Raw genomic sequence first — 19,031 nt, 5'->3', positions numbered from 1 at the left:
ATCGCTCCAGTCGGCATCGGCCACCAGATGGTGCATCGATTGATGGGCTGAGCGCACGTTCTGCGGGTGCACCCGCGCGGCCATGGGCTCCACGCTCTTGCGCCCTCCAGGCAGTAGCAACCCCTTCAGGTACCAGTGTGCGGGCTGTTTGCGATCCGCATGGGACAGGGCGGCAGCAACTACTTCCCCGTACTGTTCAAAACGCACTTCCAGTGTCCTATTCAACACAGCTCTCCCGCGCGGCCTGAAGGTCTTCCAATAGTGGCACAAAGGTACGATTATTTGTAACACAGTGGAACTAAAGAAAATCCTGATTAGCCCTGACCTTCAGCTGCAGCACCTGCGCACTTATCGCGAAACGAGCTCGATAGAAGGTCGCGATGACGTCTTGGCTGAAATAACTTCGGACCGGCTCCTCGCGTCAGGAACGCGAAAGCGCACATCATGGAAAACGTCAGGAAAACCATGCTGTTTGCAGGACTGAAGCAAAAGTCTAGCTGAGGGTTATGGCTAATCAGGAAGAAAATTTAGATGATCTTTCCCTACACTGTCCTGACACGTGTTTCCACGTATCAGTTGACCGTCATGCGCTCACCGTCGTGAGATGGACTGCTGCTAACCATGGCGATCGTACGATGTTAGATCACTCTGCTTTGTCACCGCGCACATAAATGCGTCAACCGCCTAGCGGCGGCTGACGCGTGCCACTCAACTTCTCGATTTGGGTGCCGTGGATTTTCTGACCGACTTCTTCGCCCCGCTGCGTCCAGCTGCGGGCTTGCCAACAGCTTTCGCCGGCGTTGCCCCCGTCTTCGCTACGCGTTTGGGTGCGGTTTGCGCCACGTTGCTTGCCGCAGCAGCCGCAGACGTGGTGCGCTTTGCGGGCACCTTGCTTGGCTTATTCGCAGCTTTCTTGACAGCTTTCTTCACCGGCGTTGCAGCACCAGCACGCGTTTCCGGCGGGCGCCGCGGTGGCGGTTTGCGCCCTGGGGTAAGTGCGCGCCAGGCATGTCCGCCATTCATTGCCAGCAAGGCGTCGGCGGCCGAGGGGCCGGCGCTGCCGGCGGCGTAATTGGGAAAATCGCTCGGCGGTTGTTTCCACGCATCCAGGATCGGTTGCACGATGCGCCATGCGCCTTCCACCATGGCCGCATCCTGGAACAGGCCGGCTTCGCCGTTCATGCAGTCCTGCAGCAGGCGTTCGTAGCCCACGGTGTATTCCTTGGGAAACCAGTCGCGGTAGCGAAAATCCATGCGCACCGGCGCCAGTGCCACTTGTGCGCCTGGGCGTTTGACATCGAACTGCAGCGAGATGCCTTCATCCGGCTGGATATGCAGCACCAGCCAGTCAGGGCCATAGCCGCCCACTTCGGTGCTGCGGAATGGCGCCAGCGGTGCCGGCTTGAAGCGGATCGCGATCTCGGTGGTGCGCTCGCGCAGGCGCTTGCCGGTGCGCAAGTAAAACGGCACGCCGGCCCAGCGCCAGGTATCCACCTGCAGCTTCATCGCCACATAGGTTTCGGTTTCCGAATCCTCCGGCACGGTGTCTTCTTCGCGATAGCCCGGTACCGCGCTACGGCTGACCGCACCGGAGGCGTATTGCCCGCGCACCACATCTTCGGGTTTGATCGGGCGCACCGCTTCGATGACTTCGGCGCGACGGCGATGCATTGCCTCCGTCGTAAATGCCGCCGGCGGTTCCATCGCAATCATTGCCAGCAACTGGAACAGATGGTTCGGCACCATGTCGCGCAGGCAGCCGGTGGGGTCGTAGAAACGCCCGCGCCCTTCCACGCCGATGGTTTCGGCCGCAGTGATCTGCACATGGTCGATGCGGTCGCGATTCCACACCGGCTCGAACAAGCCGTTGGCGAAGCGGAACGCAAGAATGTTCTGCACGGTTTCCTTGCCCAGGAAATGATCGATGCGGAACACCTGATCTTCGTGCAGCACTTTGGCGACAGTGGCATTGAGGTGCTTGGCGCTGGGCAGATCGTGGCCGAAGGGTTTTTCCACGATCACCCGCCGCCAGCCGTCGTTCTCGCGTTGCTTGACCAGGCCAGCTTCGCCCAGGTTAAGCAGCACCGGCTCGAAGAAACGCGCAGCAGTGGCCAGATAGAACAGCACATTGCCCTGGGTGCCGTAGCGCTTGTGCAGTTTGTCCAGCAAGCCACCCAGCGCCTGATACGCACCCAGGTCGGTGAAGTCGCCGCACAGGTAATGCATGCGCTCGCGCAGCCAGTCCCAGGGGGCGGTGTCGAATTCGCCGGCCTGGAATTCGGCATCGCGGCTGCTGAGCAGCTGCGTCATCGATTGCCCCATGTTGCTGCGCCACGCACGCTCGCTGATGTCGCCATGGTCCATGCCGACGATGGCGAATTGCTCGCCCAATGCGCCAGCGCGGCGCAGGTTGTACAGCGCCGGCATCACCAGGCGCTTGGTCAAATCGCCGCGTGCGCCGAACACCACAATGATGCACGGCGGGGTCGTTGCTTGCTCACTCATGGATGCGTTTCCTTTTCGCCCATGCGTCCGTGCAGGCGCAATGCCGCATTGACCAGGGCCACGTGGGAATACCCTTGCGGGAAGTTGCCGAGCATGCGTTTGCTGCGCGGGTCGTATTCTTCGGCGAGCAGACCAACGTCGTTGCAGAGCCCGAGCAGACGTTCGAGCAGCGCACGCGCCTGGTCGGTGCGGCCGATCAAGGCATAGTTTTCCACCAGCCAGAAACTGCAGGCCAGGAAGGTGCCCTCGCCGGCCGGCAGGCCGTCGGCGCTGTCGTCGGCACGATAGCGCTCGATCAATCCATCGATGGTGAGATCGCGTGCGATCGCGTCGGCGGTCGCAGCGATGCGCGGATCGTCCGGCGGCAGAAAACCCACGATGGGGATCAGCAGCAGCGAGGCATCCAGCCGATCCGAGCCATAGCTCTGCACGAAATGGCCGTCCGGATGTACGCCTTTTTCCAGGACTTCGGCTCGAATTTGGTCGGCAATGCGGCCCCAGTGCGCGCGTTTTTCAGCGTCTGCATTGGTGATGCCGTCACGCGCGCCGCAGTCGAACGCCAGCCAGGCCATCACCTTGGAATGGACGAAGTGGCGGCGCTCGTCGCGGATTTCCCAGATGCCTTCATCGGGTTCGCGCCACAGCGTTTCCAGTGTATCGAGGATGTTTTCCAGCAGCGATGCGGACGAACCATCGTCGTCCGACGGCGGGCCGACGCCTTTTTCGCTTGCGTAATGAAAGGCGCCGATCAACTCCCCATAGACATGGAGCTGAAACTGATCCACCGCGCCATTACCGATGCGTACCGGGCCGGAATCTTCATAACCGGGCAACCAGGACGCTTCCCATTCCTGCAAGCGGCGTTCGCCGGCGATGCCGTACAACGCCTGCAATTGATCCGGCGAACCGGCAATGGTGCGGTGGACCCAATCGCGAAACGCAGCGGCTTCATCGCGATACCCGGCCTGCAGCAACGCAATCAGGGTGAACACCGAATCGCGCAGCCAGCAGTAGCGGTAATCCCAATTACGCGTGCCGCCCAGATGCTCCGGCAACGCGGCAGTGGGCGCGGCGACAATGCCGCCGGTGGGCAGATAACTCAGTCCCTTCAAAACGACCAAAGAGCGGCGTACCTGCTCGGTCCACGGCCCGACATCGGTGCAGCGGCGCGCCCAGCCATGCCAGAACGCGGTGGTGCGTTGCAATGCCTGTTCGGCATCGATCAGGGGCGGCGTCTCCAGATGCGAGGCGCCGTGGCTGAGCAGAAACCAGGTGCTTCCGCCTTCGCGCAGGGTGAAGTCGGCTTCGGTGCCCATGTCTTGGCCGCGCAGCGTTTGCGGCGAACGCAGTGCCAGTTGATCGGGGCCGGCGATGGCGCGGATGCCATCGACGATACGTGTGACCCATGGCACCGTGCGGCCGTAGTTGAAGCGGAAGGTGAGGCGCATGTGCATCGGCACGCTGCCCTGTACGCAGCGCACGAGACGCACCAGGTGCTGGTGGACTTCGGTGTTTTCGCTGGCCACCATGAAGTCGACCAGTTCCACCGTGCCGCTGTCGGTGATCATGCGCGTGCACAGCACCAGACTGTCGTCTTCGTAGGCGCGCTCGGTGCGGAAGTCGGCAGCCGGCGACAATGCCCATTGCCCATGTTGGTCAGCGCCCAACAACGAGGCGAAGACGGCGTCGGAATCGAAGCGTGGCAGACACAGCCAATCGATGGTGCCGCGGTGATCGACCAGGGCCGCGCTGTGGCAGTTGCCCAGCATGGCATGGTCCTCGATACGCACGCTCATGGGTTGGGCGCTTCCTTCCGGCGAAAGAACGCGCAGTTTTGCATGCACCGTGTCGGGATCAGGTCACGACTGCGCCGGCAAACCAAGCAGCGGTGGCACCGTGTGTTGCAGGCGCCGTATCAGTGCCGGATCCATGTACGCGTAGTCGTCGGGAATCTGCAGACAGATCACCCGGCAATGGCGCAGGTGCGCAGCGAAGCGTTGACGCAGCAGTTGCAGATGACGGCGTTCCATCACCAGCACCACCTGCGCCTCTTGCAGCAATTCCGGGGTGACCTGCACGTCGGCGTCTGCGGCCACTCCCGCCGATTGCGCCTGCACGCCGGGCCAGTCGGCGAACACGCGCTCGGCAGTGGGGCTGCGCAGCCGGTTGCGGCTGCACACGAACAACACCCGCAGCGGTTGCCCGCCGCGCTGGCTCAGCGGCCTTCGCGCAGGAAGCGCGCCATCGAGGACACACCCGGCAAGGCGGGTTCGAACTGGCCGGCCACATCGATGAAGCCGCGCATGATGGCGATCTCGCGCGGGGTGCGGTTGAGCGCATCGCGGCGGTCGGCATCGGCGCCGGCCCGCAGCAAGCGCTGCACCAGCAGCGGGAGGCCGTGCAGTGCGGCCAGATGCAGCGGGCCGAAGCCGCGTTGGTCGGCCACGTCCAACGAGACATCTTCGTCGAGCAGACGTTCGACCCCGGCCAACACCACCTGCTCGTCGCAGGCGGTGCCCGGTTCGGCACGTGCGCCCAGCAACAGCAGCAAGGGGCTGACCCGGCCACCGGCCAGGTGTTCCGGGTCGGCGCCGGCCAGCAGCAAGGTGTCCAGCAAGGCCAGCAGGCGATTCTTGTCGCGCGCGCTGAAGCCGTACAACGCGGCGCAATGCAGCGGCGCCAACCCTTGCTCGTCGGTGGCGTGCACGTCGGCTGCGGCGGTGAGCAGGCGCGCCACGATGTCCGGCAGGCCCAGCGCGCAGGCCAGCATCAATACGGTCACGCCGCCGGGCAGGCGGTGTTCAATCTGCGCGCCGGCCTGCAGCAACGCAGCCACGATCTCGGTCTGGCGCATGCTCACCGCCGCCGACAATGGCGTGGCGCCGCTGTTGGCGGCACGCTGCGGATCGGCGCCGCGGCCGAGCAGATGCGTCACCACGCCAAGGTGGCCGCCACCGGCCGCACGCAGCAGTGCGGTGCAGCCTTGCGCGTCGAGGGCGTCGACCGGCAGACCGAGGTCGATCAGGCGACGCACCGCATCGGTATCGCCGGTCATTGCGGCAGCCGGCACATCCGCTTCGCGCAGCGTGCGGCGCGGCAGCGACCAGATGCGCCAATCCAGCCAGCCGGCCAGATCGCGGCGGCCGATCGACAGCGCCACGCCCAACGGGGTCTGCCCATCGGCAGCGCGCGCTTCCGGCGAGGCGCCGTGTTTGACCAGCAATTTCAGCGAGGCGTCGCGGCCCAGCGCGGTGGCCAGATGCAGCGCCGTCATGCCGTGGCTGTCGCGCGCTTCGCGGTCCACGCCATGTTCCAGCAACCACTGCTGCAAGCGCAGCCAACCCAGCCGCACCGCCAGCGACAACGGCGGATCGTCGGCAGCCGACGCAGCGAACGGGTCGGCACCACGTTCGAGCAACTCGAGCGCGAACTGTTCCAACCCGCGCGATGCCGCGTCGTGCTGCACGCAGGCGCTCAGCAACCGGGTCAGACCACCGGCACCCGCTGGCGAGACGCCATGCCGCAGCAACGCCTGCAGGGCCGGCACCGCCTCCACGCCGCGCGCGAGCAGCGCGAACATCGGCACATCGCCGCAGGCGTCGCGCACTTCGGCATCGGCGCCGTGGCGGAGCAGCCAGTCGACCGCCTCGGCGTTCAAGGCCAGATGCGCGTCGTGTAGCAGGCCGCCAAGTTCCTCCGGGGCGCACAGCCGCGCCAGCGCGACCAGACCGTCGCGCTGCCCGAACTGCAGCCCTTCGCGCAGCAGCACCAGCGGCGGGCGATCGGGCAGCACGGCAACGCCAGGCGCATCGCCCTGCGCGTCGCTGACCACGGCGGGCAACGGGTAACTGGGATCGAGCAGTTGCACGATCGCCCAACGTCCGGCTTCGGCGGCCACATCCACCGCGCGACGACCATGCGCATCGACGCTATCGGCAGGCACCTGCAGATCCAGCAGACGGCGGATCAACGCCGGCGAGACGTTGTCGGCGGCGCAGGCCAGCATCAACGCGTTGCGGCCGTCGCCATCGATGGCCAGCACATCGGCCTTGCGCGCGACCAGGCGTTCGAGCACCGCGCTGCGCGCCTGCCGCGCGGCATCCAGCCACGGCGTGCGACCGAGCAGATCGCGCGCTTCCAGATTGGCTCCCGCCGACAACAGCGTCTCGACGATGTCGCCGTGGCCGGCCAGTGCGGCTTCGTGCAGGGCGCTGCGACGCTGGCGGTCGCGGGCATCCACGCGCGCCTTGTGCTTGAGCAGCAATTGCACGCCGGCCGGATCGTCTTCTTCGGTAGCGGCTGCGGCCAGCAGCACCGGGGCGCCGCCCTCGGGTTCGGAATGCGCGCCGCGTTCCAGCAGGAATTTGGCCAGCCGCCAGTTGCCGACCTGGCAGGCCATCGCCAGAGGCGAGTGACCTTCATTATTGAGCGCGTCCAGTTCGGCAGCGGCATCGCGCAACAGCGCGGCCACGCCCGGGTCGGAACTGCGCACGGCGTGATGCAGCGGGGTATTGCCGTCGTTGTCGCTAGAGCGCGGGTCAGCACCGTTGGCCAGCAAGGTCATCACCGCGTCCGGGCGACCGTGCCAGCTGTCGCGGGTGGCAGCCAGCAACGGGGTCATGCCGCGGTGCGGTTGGTTGACGTCGACGCGGCGCACGATCAACTCGCGTAGCAGGCGCAGATCCGGCAACACCGCCGCCAGCGCCGGCAGGCTGCGTTGGTCACGCCATTCCGGCAGCGGCAACGCCTGCGGGTCGGCACCGGCCTCAAGCAATTGCAGCGCGCGGTCCACCCGGCCACTGCGCGCGGCTTCAAACAGTTCGGGCACCAGCTGATGCTGCGCCACCGGCTCCAGCGGGCACGGTTCGGCTGCGGCTTCGGAGAAGAAATCGGCGGCACGGCGTGCCGGCGGCGCAGCGCTGCGCATGGGAGCGGCGCTGCGTTGCAGCAGCAGGTGGGCCGCCGGCAGCAGCACAGCGGCGGCAACCGCCAGTCCCCAGCGCAGGCCCCCGGACAACCAGCCCGGCCAGGCCAGCACCACGGCCAGGGTGCACATCGCCAGCACCAGTACGGCTGCCAGCAGGCCGCGCCAGGCATGCAATTCCTGTGTGGCCAGCGCCTGCCAGCGCGGCGCCAGCGCACCACCGTCGCGTTCCACCTCGCCCCACAACGGCCAGGTCCGCCACAACCCGAGCAGGGCGGCGCTGACTGCCACACTCAAGGCCAGCGCGGCGGCCAGGCTGCCGCTGTCGCGCAAGGCGGTCAGTGGCCAGCTGATCAGTGCAGCCAGCGCCAACAGGCCCACGCCCCAGATCGCCAACAACGGCGGCAGCGTTTGCGCGATGGCGCGCGGCTGGCTCGGCACTGTGCGCGTGCCACGTGCCCACGACACCGCCAGCGCCAAGGCCGGCTGCGCCAGCCACAGGCTCAGCGCAGCAACCACACCGCCAACGCCACTGAGCAGGCACAACACCACGCCAGCCGCACCGGCCAGCGCTGCGGCGCGCATCCGTGCGCCGCGCGCAGGCTCAGTCATAGTCGCACTCGCCTGCGAGCACGCGTGTTTTCGGCAATTGCAGATAGAAACCGTGCTTGCCCAGCGCCTCGCGCACCGTTGCCACGTCGGCCTGCGCCAGCCGTCGCTCGGGCGTCAACGCCACCTCCAGCACGAACGAAAACGGCGCCAGCTGCGCCTGCACTTCGGCAGGAAGACCGGAGAAATCGTCACGCGTGGCGAGATAGACGAAGGTGTCCTGCTTGCGTTGGCTTTTATAGACGTAGGCGTGCATGCGCGCGTGGTCGCGCTCGAAAGAGAGATGTGTCGCGTCGATTGTGTCGCAATTGCGGCGATGGCGAAAGCGCGGCCTGCGCAAGAATCCCAGCCGCGTCAGCGACATGACTGTCACGTTCAGTTGCGCTGTCCACGGGGCGGGCGCACGCCATCGATATACTGACCACACTTTTTGCCAGCCAGACCATCGTGAGCCAAGTGCAGCATTCGTCCCAGATGGCCCCGGTTGCCGTCACCGCGTTCACTTCCACCACTGCGCTCGGCGCCGGGCTTGCCACCCAGGCCGCCGCGTTAACGGCCCGCCGTAGCGGCCTGCGGCGCAATGATTTCGGTCCGCAACCGCTGCTGCCCTGCTGGGTTGGCCGCGTCGATGGCGTTGAAGACGTCGTGCTGCCCGATGCCCTGCAAGACTGGGACTGCCGCAACAACCGCCTGGCCTGGCTTGCTCTGCAGCAGGACGGCATGGCGCAGGCCGTGCAGGCCGCCGCACAGCGCTACGGCGCCGAGCGGGTGGCGGTGATCATCGGCACCTCCACCTCCAGCATCGGTGCCAGCGAAGAAGCGTATACGCGGCTGGTCGACGACGCCGACGGCGCGCGTTTCCCCGAGGATCTGAATCGCCCGATCGTGCACACCCCGCATTCGCTGGGCGACTTCGTACAGCACGCCACCGGCTTGCGAGGCCCGTGTGTCACCGTGGCCACGGCGTGTTCGTCCAGCGCCAAGGTGTTCGCCCAGGCGGCGCGGCTGATGGATGCCAGGGTCATCGACGCCGCGCTGGTCGGCGGCGTGGATACGTTGTGCGGCAGCGTGCTGTTCGGCTTCAACGCGCTGCAGGTGGTGGCACCGGAGATGTGCCAGCCATTCGATGCGCGCCGGGTCGGCCTGAGCCTGGGCGAGGCGGGCGGCTTTGCGCTGCTCGAACGCCCGGCCGCCGCACCGGATGCGGCGCTGTGGCTGTGCGGCTACGGCGAATCCAGCGATGCGCACCATATGTCGGCGCCGCATCCGCAAGGTTTGGGCGCGCAGTTGGCGATGCGCGGTGCGCTCGAGCGCGGCGGTCTGGAGCCGGGTGCGGTGGGCTATCTGAATCTGCACGGTACCGCCACGCCGGCCAACGACAGCGTGGAAGCTGCTGCCGTCGCCGCAATCTTCCCCGGCAGCTTGCATGCCAGTTCGACCAAGGCCTGGACCGGCCACACCCTCGGCGCGGCAGGCATCGTCGAATCGGTGATCGCCCTGCTCGCGCTGCGCGACGACGTGCTGCCCGGCACGCTCAACAGCGAGGTGCCCGACCCGGCCTGCGGCCCGCAGATCCGCTTCGACAACGCCCATGCCCGGATCGACTACGCCATGAACAACTCTTTCGGCTTTGGCGGCAACAACTGTTCGCTGCTGTTCGGGCGGGCGCGCTGATGCTGACCGCGACCATCGAAGGCATCGGTTTCTGGACCCAAGGGCTACCCAACTGGGAAGCCGCCAGCGCATTCGTGCGCGGCGGCGCGCTGCAGGAAACCCCCACCCGCCCGGCGCCGCAATTGCTGGCGGCCAACGAACGCCGCCGTGCGCCGGACACCGTTGCGGTGTCGCTGGAAGCCGCGCTGGCGGCCTGCACCGCCGCCGGCCGCGACCCGGCCAGCCTGCCGTCGATCTTTACCTCCACGTACGGCGACCTGGCGATCTCCGACTACATGTGCACCACGCTGGCCAGCGACCCGTTGGCGATCTCGCCGACCAAGTTCCATAACTCGGTGCATAACGCCGCGGCTGGCTATTGGACCATCGGTGCCGGGGCGATGACCCCGGCCACCGCGATGAGCGCCAGCCTGGGCAGCTTCGCGCAGGGCCTGCTGGAAGCGCTTGTGCAGCGCGCTGCCGGCGCGGAGGCCGTGCTGCTGGCCAGCTACGACGCCCGCTCGGTCGGGCCGCTGGGCCGGGTCGCGCCCAGCCAGGGCCTGCTCGGTAGCGCGCTGGTGCTGGGCGCCCCCGGCCAGTCCGGCAGGCCGCAGCTGCACGCGCAGTTGGAAGACGGCACGCCCTCTCCCGGCGATGGCGCGCTGTCGCGCCACATTGCCGGCAATGCGATGGCGCCGATGCTGCCGCTGTTCGACCTGCTGGCCGGCAGTGGCGACAGCGTGGCGCTGTATGCAGCCCCGGGCAGGGTATTGCGCGTGGAGATCCAGCGATGAGCCGGCAGCCGCTGAGCCGCGACGACACCGCCATTCTGGTGCCGGCCTTGAACGAGGCCCTGCGCATCCGCGAAGTGGTCACCGACGCGCTGACCTACTGCGCGCACGTCATCGTGATCGACGACGGCTCCGACGACGGCACCGCCGAGTGCATCGCCGGCATGCCGGTCACGCTGATCCGTCACCCGCAGCGCATGGGCAAGGGCGCCGCACTGCGCAGTGGTTTTGCCGAGGCGCAGCGCCTTGGCATGCGCGCGGTGATGACCATGGACGGCGACGGCCAGCACAAGGCGTCCGATTTCCCGCGCCTGCTGGCTGCCGCCAACCGTCACCCGGGCTGCGTGATCATCGGGGCGCGCATGCGCAAGCGCGCCACCCAACCCACCATTCGCCGCATCGGCAACGATTTCGGCGACTGGGGCATTGCCTGGGGCTGCGGCTTCCGCTTGGTCGACAGCCAGAGCGGCCAGCGGCTGTATCCGGCTTCGGTGTTCACCCTGCCCGACGTGCCCGGCGAAGGCTTCGTGTTCGAAGCGCAGCTGCTGATCTCGGCCGCACGCCAGGCCGGCGCGCGCGTGGTTGCGGTGCCGATCGAAACCCGCTACGCCGGTACGTCGCCGGGCACGTTTCGCAAGAGCCATTTCCGGCTGGTGCGCGATCTGTGGCATATCACCTCGCACGTGGTCAAACAGGTCTGGGCGTACGGCCATGTGTGGCGCGAATATCGCCGCGTGCGCGCCAACCCGGTGATCGTTGACGATGCCGACGGCGAATTTGCTACTGTGCCCGCCATCATCAGGAGCAACCAGTCCCCATGAATACACAGCGTGCCGATGTCGTGATCACCGGGGGTGGCCTGGCCGGCCTGAGCCTGGCGTTGCAGTTGAAGCAACGCGATCCCGCACTGGCGATCACAGTGCTGGAACGGCGCGCGCATCCGGTCCGCGAGGCCGCGTTCAAGGTCGGCGAATCCACGGTTGAAATCGGCGCGCATTATTTTGCCGACGTACTCGGCCTGCGCGAGCATCTGGAGACCGAGCAGATTCGCAAATTCGGCTTCCGCTTCTTCTTTTCCGACCAGCGCCACGACATCGACCGTTGCACCGAACTGGGCGTGAGCAAGATCCTGCCCACGCCGTCCTGGCAGATCGACCGCGGCCGTTTCGAGAATTTTCTCGGCGCGCGCGCGCGCGCGCAGGGCATCGCCTTTGTCGACAGTTGCAGCGTCAAAAGCGTTGAATTGTCTGAAGACGACACCGACCATGCAGTGCGCTTCGAACGCGATGGCACGCCCGGCACGCTGAGCGCCCGCTGGGTGGTCGATGCCAGCGGCCGCGCCGGCCTGCTCAAGCGCAAGCTCGGCCTGACGCAGGACAACGACCACAATGCCAATGCGGTGTGGTGGCGTGTGGAAGGCCTGATCGACCCCAACGGCTGGTCGCAGGACAGCAACTGGTTGCAGCGCTGCACCCCACCAGACCGGTGGCGTTCGACCAATCACATGTGCGGGCCGGGCTACTGGTTCTGGCTGATTCCGCTGTCTTCGGGGGCGCATTCGTTGGGCATCGTCTGCGATGCAGACATGCATCCGCTGGAAGGCATGAACACCCACGAGAAGGCGATGACCTGGCTGCGCACGCATCAGCCGCAGGTTGCCGCCACGCTCGACCAGGCCGACTACCGGCTGCAGGACTTTCTGTTCCTGCGCAACTTCTCGTATGGCTGCAAGCAGGTGTTCTCGCCGCAGCGCTGGGCACTGACCGGCGAAGCGGGCGTGTTCCTGGACCCGTTCTATTCGCCCGGCAGCGACTTCATCGCCATCTCCAACACCTACATCTGCGAACTGATCGGCCGCGACCGTGCCGGCAAATCGCTCAGCCCGTATGTGGAGCTGTACCAGCAGCTGTATTTCTCGTTCTACGAAAACACGCTGACGCTGTATCAGGATCAGTACGCGCTGTTCGGCGACGAGCAGGTCATGCCGGTCAAGGTGATCTGGGATTACACCTACTACTGGTCGCTGCTGGCACCGCTGTTCTGCAGCGGGCGCATCGCCAATCTCAGTTTGTTGTCGCGGATGAAGAACGACTTTTTGTTCGCACGCGATATGAACCTGGCGATGCAGCAGGTGCTGCACGACTGGGGCGTGCGCAATACCGCACAGGCCATCGCCACCGGCAGCGGACGGCTGCTGGACCAATACCTGATCGGCTGGTTCAACGACCTCAACGGCGCCTTGAACGACACGCTCGAGGACGACGCATTTGTCGCGCGCATCCACGGCAACGTCGCGCAGATGGCGGTGCTGGCCCGCGAGATCCTGCACCAGACACGTCAACGCTACCCGGACCTGCCGGACCACGGTCTGGATGCATTGACTGCCGATGCCAACGGCGAGGCGATTCTTACTGCCCCTTGGTACGCCGACGCGGCGTGAGCTGATCTAGCGCGCAGATAGCGACACCACGCGTTGAGAAAAATCTGCCGGGCATCCAGGCACTGATGCCTAATCAAACGAGGTGACCGTTGTACCGGACATTGCACGCATTGGCTGCTGTCGCGACGTTATCTCTCGCCGCGAGCAACGCTGCCGCACAAGATATCGTGCAGTACACCCACGAACCATTGCTCATGAACGGTAGCGACCTGGTTCCCGTGTGTCAGCGCGCCGCGGAGAACCATTATCTGGCGCAAGGCGCCAGCATCTCTAACTGGACGGCGTCCTACCACGACCGCGGAAACGGCCTGTATGTGGACGGCCGTCTACGTGTCAACGGCAATACGGCGTCGGTGCACTGCACCGCTGCACGTGGCTCACGCGAACGCGAGCTGACCATGAAGATCGACGAGACCGGCGGTTAATTGCCTAGCGCTGCAGTCCAAGGCTGCAGCGCGTTCTGGTCTGTCGCAGGTCATTGGCTCGCCACCTTTTCAGCGAACACGCCACACGATTCGGCTGCGGCCCTCAGCCCATCCCACCATTGACGCCAATCACCTGGCCATTGATGTAGCCACCCGCTTCCGAGCACAGAAAGGCGACCAGCGCAGCCACTTCATCGGGCTTGCCGACGCGGCCGGCCGGCACCAATTGCTTGATCACCTCCGGCGCAAAACTATCGCCAACCATGTCGCTTGCGATCACGCCCGGTGCAACGACATTCACTGCGATACCGCGGCTGGCCATTTCGCGCGACAGCGACTTGCTGGCACCGTGCAACGCCGCCTTGGCGGCGGCGTAGTTGGTCTGGCCGCGATTGCCCAACACGGCCGCCACAGACGAAACGCTGACGATGCGGCCCCAACGCGTGCGCGCCATCGGCAGCAGCAACGGCTGGGTGACGTGGAAGAAACCGTGCAGCGACACATCGATGACGCGGTGCCACTGCTCCACATTCATGCCGGCCATTGGCGCGTCGTCGTGGATGCCCGCGTTGTTGACCACGATCTGGATCGGGCCAACTTCAAGCAACGCCTCCACAGCCGCCAAACTGGCCTGCGCATCGGCCACATCGAAGGCCACCGCCTGTGCGCTGCCGCCATTGGCCACGATCGCAGCAACCACCTCTCGCGCACGCACCAGATTGCGATTGGCATGCACGATCACATGCCGGCCCTGGGCTGCCAGGTGACCGCAGATCGCACCGCCAAGATCGCCGCTACCGCCGGTGACGAGTGCACGACGTTGTGGAATGGATGTGCTCATGGAAATCTCGATGGAGCCGCGCATGCGGCAGCGGAAACAAAAAGAAGACCATACTAATCAGTCACGCCGGCCAGGTGCCAGCGATCTGCTCAAGGCTGATACCGCTGACCTCCTGCGACAGCGAACGCACATCACGACGTGCTGGGGGTTTGCGGTTGTGCACCATCGCCACCATTACTCATAAGTCAGAAATATAGGCGACACTTGGATACCTGAAGAACGAGCGCACCAATTCTGGTCGAGCTGCAATGTCGGACAACTGATCATGCACCCGATCGGCCAGCTTCTCGCCACTGCTCAGCGGGCTGCGCGCCACGCCTGTGCGCTTGGTGTAGCTCCATACCAATCTCGTCGGGATTCAAGTCCGGCGCGTAACCCGGCAGGAAATGCAGCGTCAGCCTGCCCTTCAGGCTGTCCACGTCATCGCGTACGCCACGGGTCTTGTGAGCGGGCAAACCATCGAGCACCAGATGGATTGGACGGCGACGGCCTTTCATCATTCGCTTGAGCAGGTCCACGAACAATTCACCGTTCAAGCCGCCGCTGTACACGGCGAACCAGAACCCGCCCTTGCTGTTCACCGCCGAGGCCGCACTGATGCTCTGGCGCTGCCCCGGCACCGCGACAACCAGCGTGACGCCCTTGACGGCCCACGTCCGTCCTTGCACCGCATCGGCACGGAAGCCAGACGCGTCCCAGAAGTCAATCTCGGCCTTTTCCCGCTTGGCGTGCTTCACGATCGCCGGGTACGTCTGCTTCTCCCACTGCGCTACCGCCAGTGGATCGCGCTGATAGGCGTGTTGCAGCGGCTTCTGTGGGCTCAGCCCCAGCCGCGCCAGCAACGTCCCGACGCTGGCCAGACTCAACCGTGCGGCAAACTTCTTCTCGATTAGTTCACGCACGACCTGCCGCGTCCACAAACCGAAGTCGAAGCCATGCTGGCCAGGGTTCTTGCCATTAACCCAGCCGAACACCTGGCGCTCCTGCGCCGGCGTCAACGTCCGCGGACGACCGCTGCCCTTACGCGTCATCAATGCGCCAGCGCCGCCCTCCTGTGCTCGCGCCAGCACTTTGTACGCCCAGCCGCGATGCAACCCGAACGACGAGGCCACTTCGGCCGGCGATTCGCCTTCGCCCATCCGTTGCAACGCCATCAGGCGCATTTCTTCCAGCGCTGCCCGAGATACCAAACGTCCGTCTCTCTTCTTTATGGATGGTTGGACAGCAGACGTCGACATTTGTTCGGTGAATTCAACTCCGATTCGCAACGCTTTTGAGGACCTGGCATTGTCGTAAATGTCCTCGCACATCCTGGCATGGCCGTAGATGAAGCGTCACAACTCATGGTGATCCTTCCCAGAAATTCGAAGCTCGTGGCCGAACTATGGGCGCCCAGCTCGGCGGTCGGTCTGTTACAGGTCGGTAAGCCTGTGGACATTAGCTACGATGCATTTCCTGCCGCTAGGGACATGTCAGTGCACAGATGCGATTGGATACGAGCGCGCGCCCGCTGCAACGCCGGTGCACTGCATGGGACCCATATCGGAACGAAAGATCAGCACATGGTTGTCGCCTTCCACGCGCATGCGTCATGCAATCAATGCACTCGTTGAGTGACCCACGCTTGTTTCAGCGCAGGCCATGCACAAGCCACAGCTTGTCTCAGGCAGACGCACGCAGCGGCTGCCGGCTCACCACATCGCGCGCCTGCACGATAGCGTCGATCAGCGCCTGCACCTGCTGCGGCGTATGCAGCGCGGACAGCGTCACGCGCAAGCGCGCCTTGCCTTCGGGCACGGTGGGCGGACGAATGGCGCCGACCATGAAACCCGCCTGTTCCAGTGCGGCCGACATCGCCATGACGGTCGCTTCTTCACCGCACAGCAAGGGCTGGATCGGCGTGTCGGACGCCATCAGTTCGAAGCCATGCTTGCGCGCGCCATCGCGGAACGCAGCAATCAATTCGACCAGGCGCGCACGCCGCCAATCGTCGCGACGCGCCAGGCGCACGGCTGCCAGCGTGGCGGCGACTTGGGCCGGTGGCAATGCAGTGGTGTAAATGTACGGGCGCGCGGTTTCGGCCAGATGGCGCACCAGCGCGTCGTCGCCAACAACAACCGCGCCGTAGCCACCGAGCGCTTTGCCCAGGGTCACCAACTGCAACGGCACTTCGGCCACGCCCAGCCCGGCATCGGCCACGCAGCCGCGACCCTGGGGGCCGAGCACGCCAACACCGTGCGCGTCGTCCACATAAAACAGGGCGTCCTGCATGCGGGCCACCAGGCTCAACGCGCGCAGCGGCGCGACATCGCCATCCATGCTGAAAACAGCGTCGCTGGCCAGCATCGCCGCACCCTCGGGCGCGCCTTTGAGCTGACGCATCGCGCCTTCCACATCCAGATGTGGATAGCGTCGCAGCCGGCAGCCAGCCAGCCGTGTGGCGTCGAGCAGGCTGGCGTGATTGAGCCGGTCCTGCACGCAGACATCGTCTTCTTCGCTGAGCAGTGCCTGTTGCACCGCCAGATTGGCGATGAAACCGTTGCCGAACAGCAACGCCGATGGATAGCCCAGCCACTCGGCGATTTCGCGCTCAAGCGTTTCGTGCGCGGTGTGGTGGCCGCAGATCAGATGCGAGGCGGTGGCACCGGCGCCATCGCGGGCAGCGGCATCCTGCAGCGCGGCGATCACTTCGAACTGTTGCGACAGGCCTAGATAGTCGTTGGAGCAGAACCCGGTCAGCCAGCGGCCGTCGATTTCCAGCCGCACGCCATCGCGGCGGCCGACCTGTCGCCGCACCCGCACCCGGTCCTGGGCCACATGCAATTTACGTAGCGACGAAATCCGTCCGTGCAGATCGGGGCGAGCCATGGGAGCGTTCAACGGCAGAGAAGGGCCGCTAGCGTAGCGTGCCGGGCTCAGCGCGCCCAGCCGGCACCGACGACCGGTGCCGGACGCCGGCTCAGGCGGTATGCTCGCAGGCCGCGCTGCGGGTGATCTCCGCATGCACGGTAGCGGGGTGATCGTGCTCGGCCGCATCGACGGTGATCTGCATCGGGCGCAGACCCAGGCGCTGGAACAGCGTCTGGTCGCGCTCGGTATCCGGGTTGCCGGTGGTGAGCAGTTTTTCGCCGTAGAAGATCGAATTGGCACCGGCCAGGAAGCACAGCGCCTGCAGTTCGTCGCTCATTGCTTCGCGGCCGGCGGACAGGCGCACCATCGACTTGGGCATGGCGATGCGCGCAACCGCGATCATGCGCACGAACTCGAACGGGTCCAGCTGCTGGGTGCCGTGCAGTGGAGTACCGGGCACCTGCACCAGCTGATTGATCGGCACCGAATCCGGATGCGCCGGCAGCGTGGCCAGCGCCAGCAGCAGGCCGATGCGGTGGTCGCGGGTTTCGCCCATGCCGACGATGCCGCCGCAGCAGGTCTTCAGACCGACATCGCGGACATGCTCCAGCGTGTTCAGGCGGTCCTGGTACTGGCGGGTGTGAATGATGGTGTCGTAATAATCCGGCGCGGTGTCCAGATTGTGGTTGTAGTAGTCCAGCCCGGCATCCTTGAGCGCACGCGCCTGGCCGGCGTCGAGCATGCCGAGCGTGGCGCAGGTTTCCATACCCATGGCTTTCACCTCGCGGATCATCGCGGCCACCTTGGGGATGTCGCGCTCCTTGGGCGAGCGCCAGGCGGCGCCCATGCAGAAACGCGAGGCGCCAGCCGCCTTGGCCTGACGCGCCTTGGCCACGACCTCTTCGGTCTCCAGCAGCTTCTGCGCGGTCACGCCGGTGTCGTAGCGCTGCGCCTGCGGGCAATACGCGCAGTCTTCCGGGCAACCGCCGGTCTTGACCGACAGCAGTGTGGAGACCTGCACTTCAGCCGGATCGAAATGGGCGCGATGCACGCTGGCGGCGCGGTGCAGCAGCTCCGGAAACGGCAGATCGAACAGCGCCTGCAGCTCTTTGTGATCCCAGTCATGGCGGACGACAACAGACATCGGAGTTTCCTGACAGTCAGCGGCTTGAAAGCAAGGCAGTCTGGTGAGCATGGGAGATGCTGTCAACGTCAATCAGGTGCGATCGGTTTACAGGTGGCCGCAACGGGTGTTTCGGTTGTTGCTGCCGAGCCTGTGTCTGGTGTGCGCAGAGGCAGGCACGGCCGACGGCGATCTGTGCCCCTCCTGTCGCGCCGCCTTGCCGGATCACGGCCACGCCTGTTTATGCTGCGCCACTCAGCTGTTCGCCTCCGATGGGGTGGCCCTGTGCGGGCAATGCCTGCAGGAACCACCGCCGCTGCAGCGCGTGCATGCCTGTTTCACCTATCGCTGGCCAGTGGACGGGCTGCTGCGGCGGTTCAAATTCCACCAAGATCTGGCGGCGGGTCGCCTGCTTAGCGAGCTGATGGCCCGGCGCTGCGTGGAGCTGCCGCGCCCGCAGGCGTTGGTGCCGGTGAGCCTGCACCGGCAGCGCCTGCGCCAGCGCGGCTACGACCAGGCGCTGGAGTTGGCCAGGCCGCTCGGCCGCGCATTGCAGCTGCCGTGCCTGCCGTTGCTGCGCCGCGTGCGCGCGACCGCGCCGCAATCCGAGCTGGATGCGGTCGAGCGGCAGCGCAATCTGCGCGACGCCTTCGTCGCCCGCGGCCCGTTGCCGGCACATGTGGCGCTGGTGGATGACGTGATGACCACCGGCGCGACGCTGCACGCCGCTGCGAAGGCATTGCGAAAGGCTGGAGTGCAACGGGTGGATGCCTGGGTCTGCGCGCGGGTGCCGTGATCTAGCCTGCCGGCGCCAGCTGTGTGAGGCTTCGCCCTTACCCGCACCCCTTCCGCTCTTCCGCAGGAGAGGGG

16 protein-coding genes are annotated in these 19,031 nt (G+C 65.7%); 6 read left to right on the top strand and 10 right to left on the bottom strand.

Annotation, left to right across the window (positions count from 1 at the left end):
• The 6 genes from WJW29_RS04150 to WJW29_RS04125 all read right to left on the bottom strand — a co-directional run.
• On the bottom strand, positions 1 to 228 hold a 228-nt coding region (locus WJW29_RS04150; RefSeq protein ID WP_146768097.1), incomplete at its 3' end, for a transposase.
• A gap of 480 nt (positions 229 to 708) precedes the next feature.
• Positions 709 to 2,505: a glucose-6-phosphate dehydrogenase gene (gene zwf / locus WJW29_RS04145; RefSeq protein WP_011407429.1), complete on the bottom strand. Its 1,797-nt coding sequence runs from the start codon at positions 2,503 to 2,505 to the stop codon at positions 709 to 711.
• Complete coding sequence (locus tag WJW29_RS04140) at positions 2,502 to 4,301, bottom strand: glycoside hydrolase family 15 protein (protein WP_113055237.1); 1,800 nt, start codon at positions 4,299 to 4,301, stop codon at positions 2,502 to 2,504. Before WJW29_RS04140 ends, zwf begins: the two co-directional genes overlap by 4 nt.
• A gap of 63 nt (positions 4,302 to 4,364) precedes the next feature.
• Positions 4,365 to 4,694 (bottom strand): phosphotyrosine protein phosphatase, encoded by a 330-nt coding sequence (locus WJW29_RS04135; RefSeq protein ID WP_041181939.1) that lies wholly within the window; start codon positions 4,692 to 4,694, stop codon positions 4,365 to 4,367.
• A gap of 26 nt (positions 4,695 to 4,720) precedes the next feature.
• Positions 4,721 to 8,041: an ankyrin repeat domain-containing protein gene (locus WJW29_RS04130; protein WP_027704266.1), complete on the bottom strand. Its 3,321-nt coding sequence runs from the start codon at positions 8,039 to 8,041 to the stop codon at positions 4,721 to 4,723.
• Positions 8,034 to 8,294 (bottom strand): YcgL domain-containing protein, encoded by a 261-nt coding sequence (locus WJW29_RS04125; protein WP_011407425.1) that lies wholly within the window; start codon positions 8,292 to 8,294, stop codon positions 8,034 to 8,036. Before WJW29_RS04125 ends, WJW29_RS04130 begins: the two co-directional genes overlap by 8 nt.
• A gap of 218 nt (positions 8,295 to 8,512) precedes the next feature.
• On the opposite strand from WJW29_RS04125, the gene WJW29_RS04120 reads away from it, so the two are divergent.
• The 5 genes from WJW29_RS04120 to WJW29_RS04100 all read left to right on the top strand — a co-directional run bounded on the left by WJW29_RS04120 (position 8,513) and on the right by WJW29_RS04100 (position 13,347).
• A complete protein-coding gene (locus WJW29_RS04120) occupies positions 8,513 to 9,712 on the top strand; it encodes a beta-ketoacyl-[acyl-carrier-protein] synthase family protein (protein ID WP_011407424.1) in 1,200 nt (399 codons plus the stop codon).
• Positions 9,712 to 10,485, top strand: a complete 774-nt coding sequence (locus tag WJW29_RS04115) for a beta-ketoacyl synthase chain length factor (RefSeq protein ID WP_011257393.1) — start codon at positions 9,712 to 9,714, stop codon at positions 10,483 to 10,485. Before WJW29_RS04120 ends, WJW29_RS04115 begins: the two co-directional genes overlap by 1 nt.
• Positions 10,482 to 11,303 (top strand): glycosyltransferase family 2 protein, encoded by an 822-nt coding sequence (locus WJW29_RS04110; protein WP_011257392.1) that lies wholly within the window; start codon positions 10,482 to 10,484, stop codon positions 11,301 to 11,303. Before WJW29_RS04115 ends, WJW29_RS04110 begins: the two co-directional genes overlap by 4 nt.
• A complete protein-coding gene (locus WJW29_RS04105; protein ID WP_012446289.1) occupies positions 11,300 to 12,922 on the top strand; it encodes an NAD(P)/FAD-dependent oxidoreductase in 1,623 nt (540 codons plus the stop codon). Before WJW29_RS04110 ends, WJW29_RS04105 begins: the two co-directional genes overlap by 4 nt.
• A gap of 110 nt (positions 12,923 to 13,032) precedes the next feature.
• The gene (locus WJW29_RS04100; RefSeq protein WP_229002660.1) at positions 13,033 to 13,347 is read left to right on the top strand and encodes a hypothetical protein; all 315 of its coding nucleotides are present in this window, start codon (positions 13,033 to 13,035) and stop codon (positions 13,345 to 13,347) included.
• 103 nt (positions 13,348 to 13,450) lie between these two features.
• Here the strand turns inward: WJW29_RS04100 and fabG are convergent, their stop codons facing one another.
• The 4 genes from fabG to bioB form a co-directional block, all read right to left on the bottom strand.
• The gene (gene fabG / locus WJW29_RS04095; protein WP_113055241.1) at positions 13,451 to 14,188 is read right to left on the bottom strand and encodes a 3-oxoacyl-ACP reductase FabG; all 738 of its coding nucleotides are present in this window, start codon (positions 14,186 to 14,188) and stop codon (positions 13,451 to 13,453) included.
• A gap of 178 nt (positions 14,189 to 14,366) precedes the next feature.
• A protein-coding gene (locus WJW29_RS04090) for an IS630 family transposase (protein WP_113082437.1) occupies positions 14,367 to 15,426 on the bottom strand; the annotation gives its coding sequence in 2 pieces (ribosomal slippage) (positions 14,367 to 14,534 and positions 14,536 to 15,426; 1,059 coding nt in all).
• Positions 15,427 to 15,850: 424 nt separating this feature from the next.
• Positions 15,851 to 17,224: an 8-amino-7-oxononanoate synthase gene (gene bioF, locus WJW29_RS04085; protein WP_027704113.1), complete on the bottom strand. Its 1,374-nt coding sequence runs from the start codon at positions 17,222 to 17,224 to the stop codon at positions 15,851 to 15,853.
• Positions 17,148 to 18,182, bottom strand: a complete 1,035-nt coding sequence (bioB, locus tag WJW29_RS04080) for a biotin synthase BioB (RefSeq protein WP_113055217.1) — start codon at positions 18,180 to 18,182, stop codon at positions 17,148 to 17,150. Before bioB ends, bioF begins: the two co-directional genes overlap by 77 nt.
• Positions 18,183 to 18,231: 49 nt before the next feature.
• Between bioB and WJW29_RS04075 the strand changes: the two genes are divergently transcribed.
• Positions 18,232 to 18,957, top strand: coding sequence for a ComF family protein (locus WJW29_RS04075; RefSeq protein ID WP_042465430.1), 726 nt, complete (start codon positions 18,232 to 18,234; stop codon positions 18,955 to 18,957).
• The last annotated feature ends 74 nt before the right edge of the window (positions 18,958 to 19,031 follow it).

The sequence above is a fragment of the Xanthomonas sp. JL1 genome, assembly GCF_038405005.1.
Note: the sequence above shows the minus strand (reverse complement) of the source record. Positions and strands in the feature narration are given on the sequence as shown.

Coding starts and splice junctions, on each gene's coding strand:
- zwf (WP_011407429.1), bottom strand. CDS start 2,505: ATGAGTGAGCAAGCAACGACCCCGCCGTGCATCATTGTGGTGTTCGGC.
- WJW29_RS04140 (WP_113055237.1), bottom strand. CDS start 4,301: ATGAGCGTGCGTATCGAGGACCATGCCATGCTGGGCAACTGCCACAGC.
- WJW29_RS04130 (WP_027704266.1), bottom strand. CDS start 8,041: ATGACTGAGCCTGCGCGCGGCGCACGGATGCGCGCCGCAGCGCTGGCC.
- WJW29_RS04125 (WP_011407425.1), bottom strand. CDS start 8,294: ATGCACGCCTACGTCTATAAAAGCCAACGCAAGCAGGACACCTTCGTC.
- WJW29_RS04120 (WP_011407424.1), top strand. CDS start 8,513: ATGGCCCCGGTTGCCGTCACCGCGTTCACTTCCACCACTGCGCTCGGC.
- WJW29_RS04115 (WP_011257393.1), top strand. CDS start 9,712: ATGCTGACCGCGACCATCGAAGGCATCGGTTTCTGGACCCAAGGGCTA.
- WJW29_RS04110 (WP_011257392.1), top strand. CDS start 10,482: ATGAGCCGGCAGCCGCTGAGCCGCGACGACACCGCCATTCTGGTGCCG.
- WJW29_RS04105 (WP_012446289.1), top strand. CDS start 11,300: ATGAATACACAGCGTGCCGATGTCGTGATCACCGGGGGTGGCCTGGCC.
- fabG (WP_113055241.1), bottom strand. CDS start 14,188: ATGAGCACATCCATTCCACAACGTCGTGCACTCGTCACCGGCGGTAGC.
- bioF (WP_027704113.1), bottom strand. CDS start 17,224: ATGCGGCCGAGCACGATCACCCCGCTACCGTGCATGCGGAGATCACCC.
- bioB (WP_113055217.1), bottom strand. CDS start 18,182: ATGTCTGTTGTCGTCCGCCATGACTGGGATCACAAAGAGCTGCAGGCG.
- WJW29_RS04075 (WP_042465430.1), top strand. CDS start 18,232: ATGGGAGATGCTGTCAACGTCAATCAGGTGCGATCGGTTTACAGGTGG.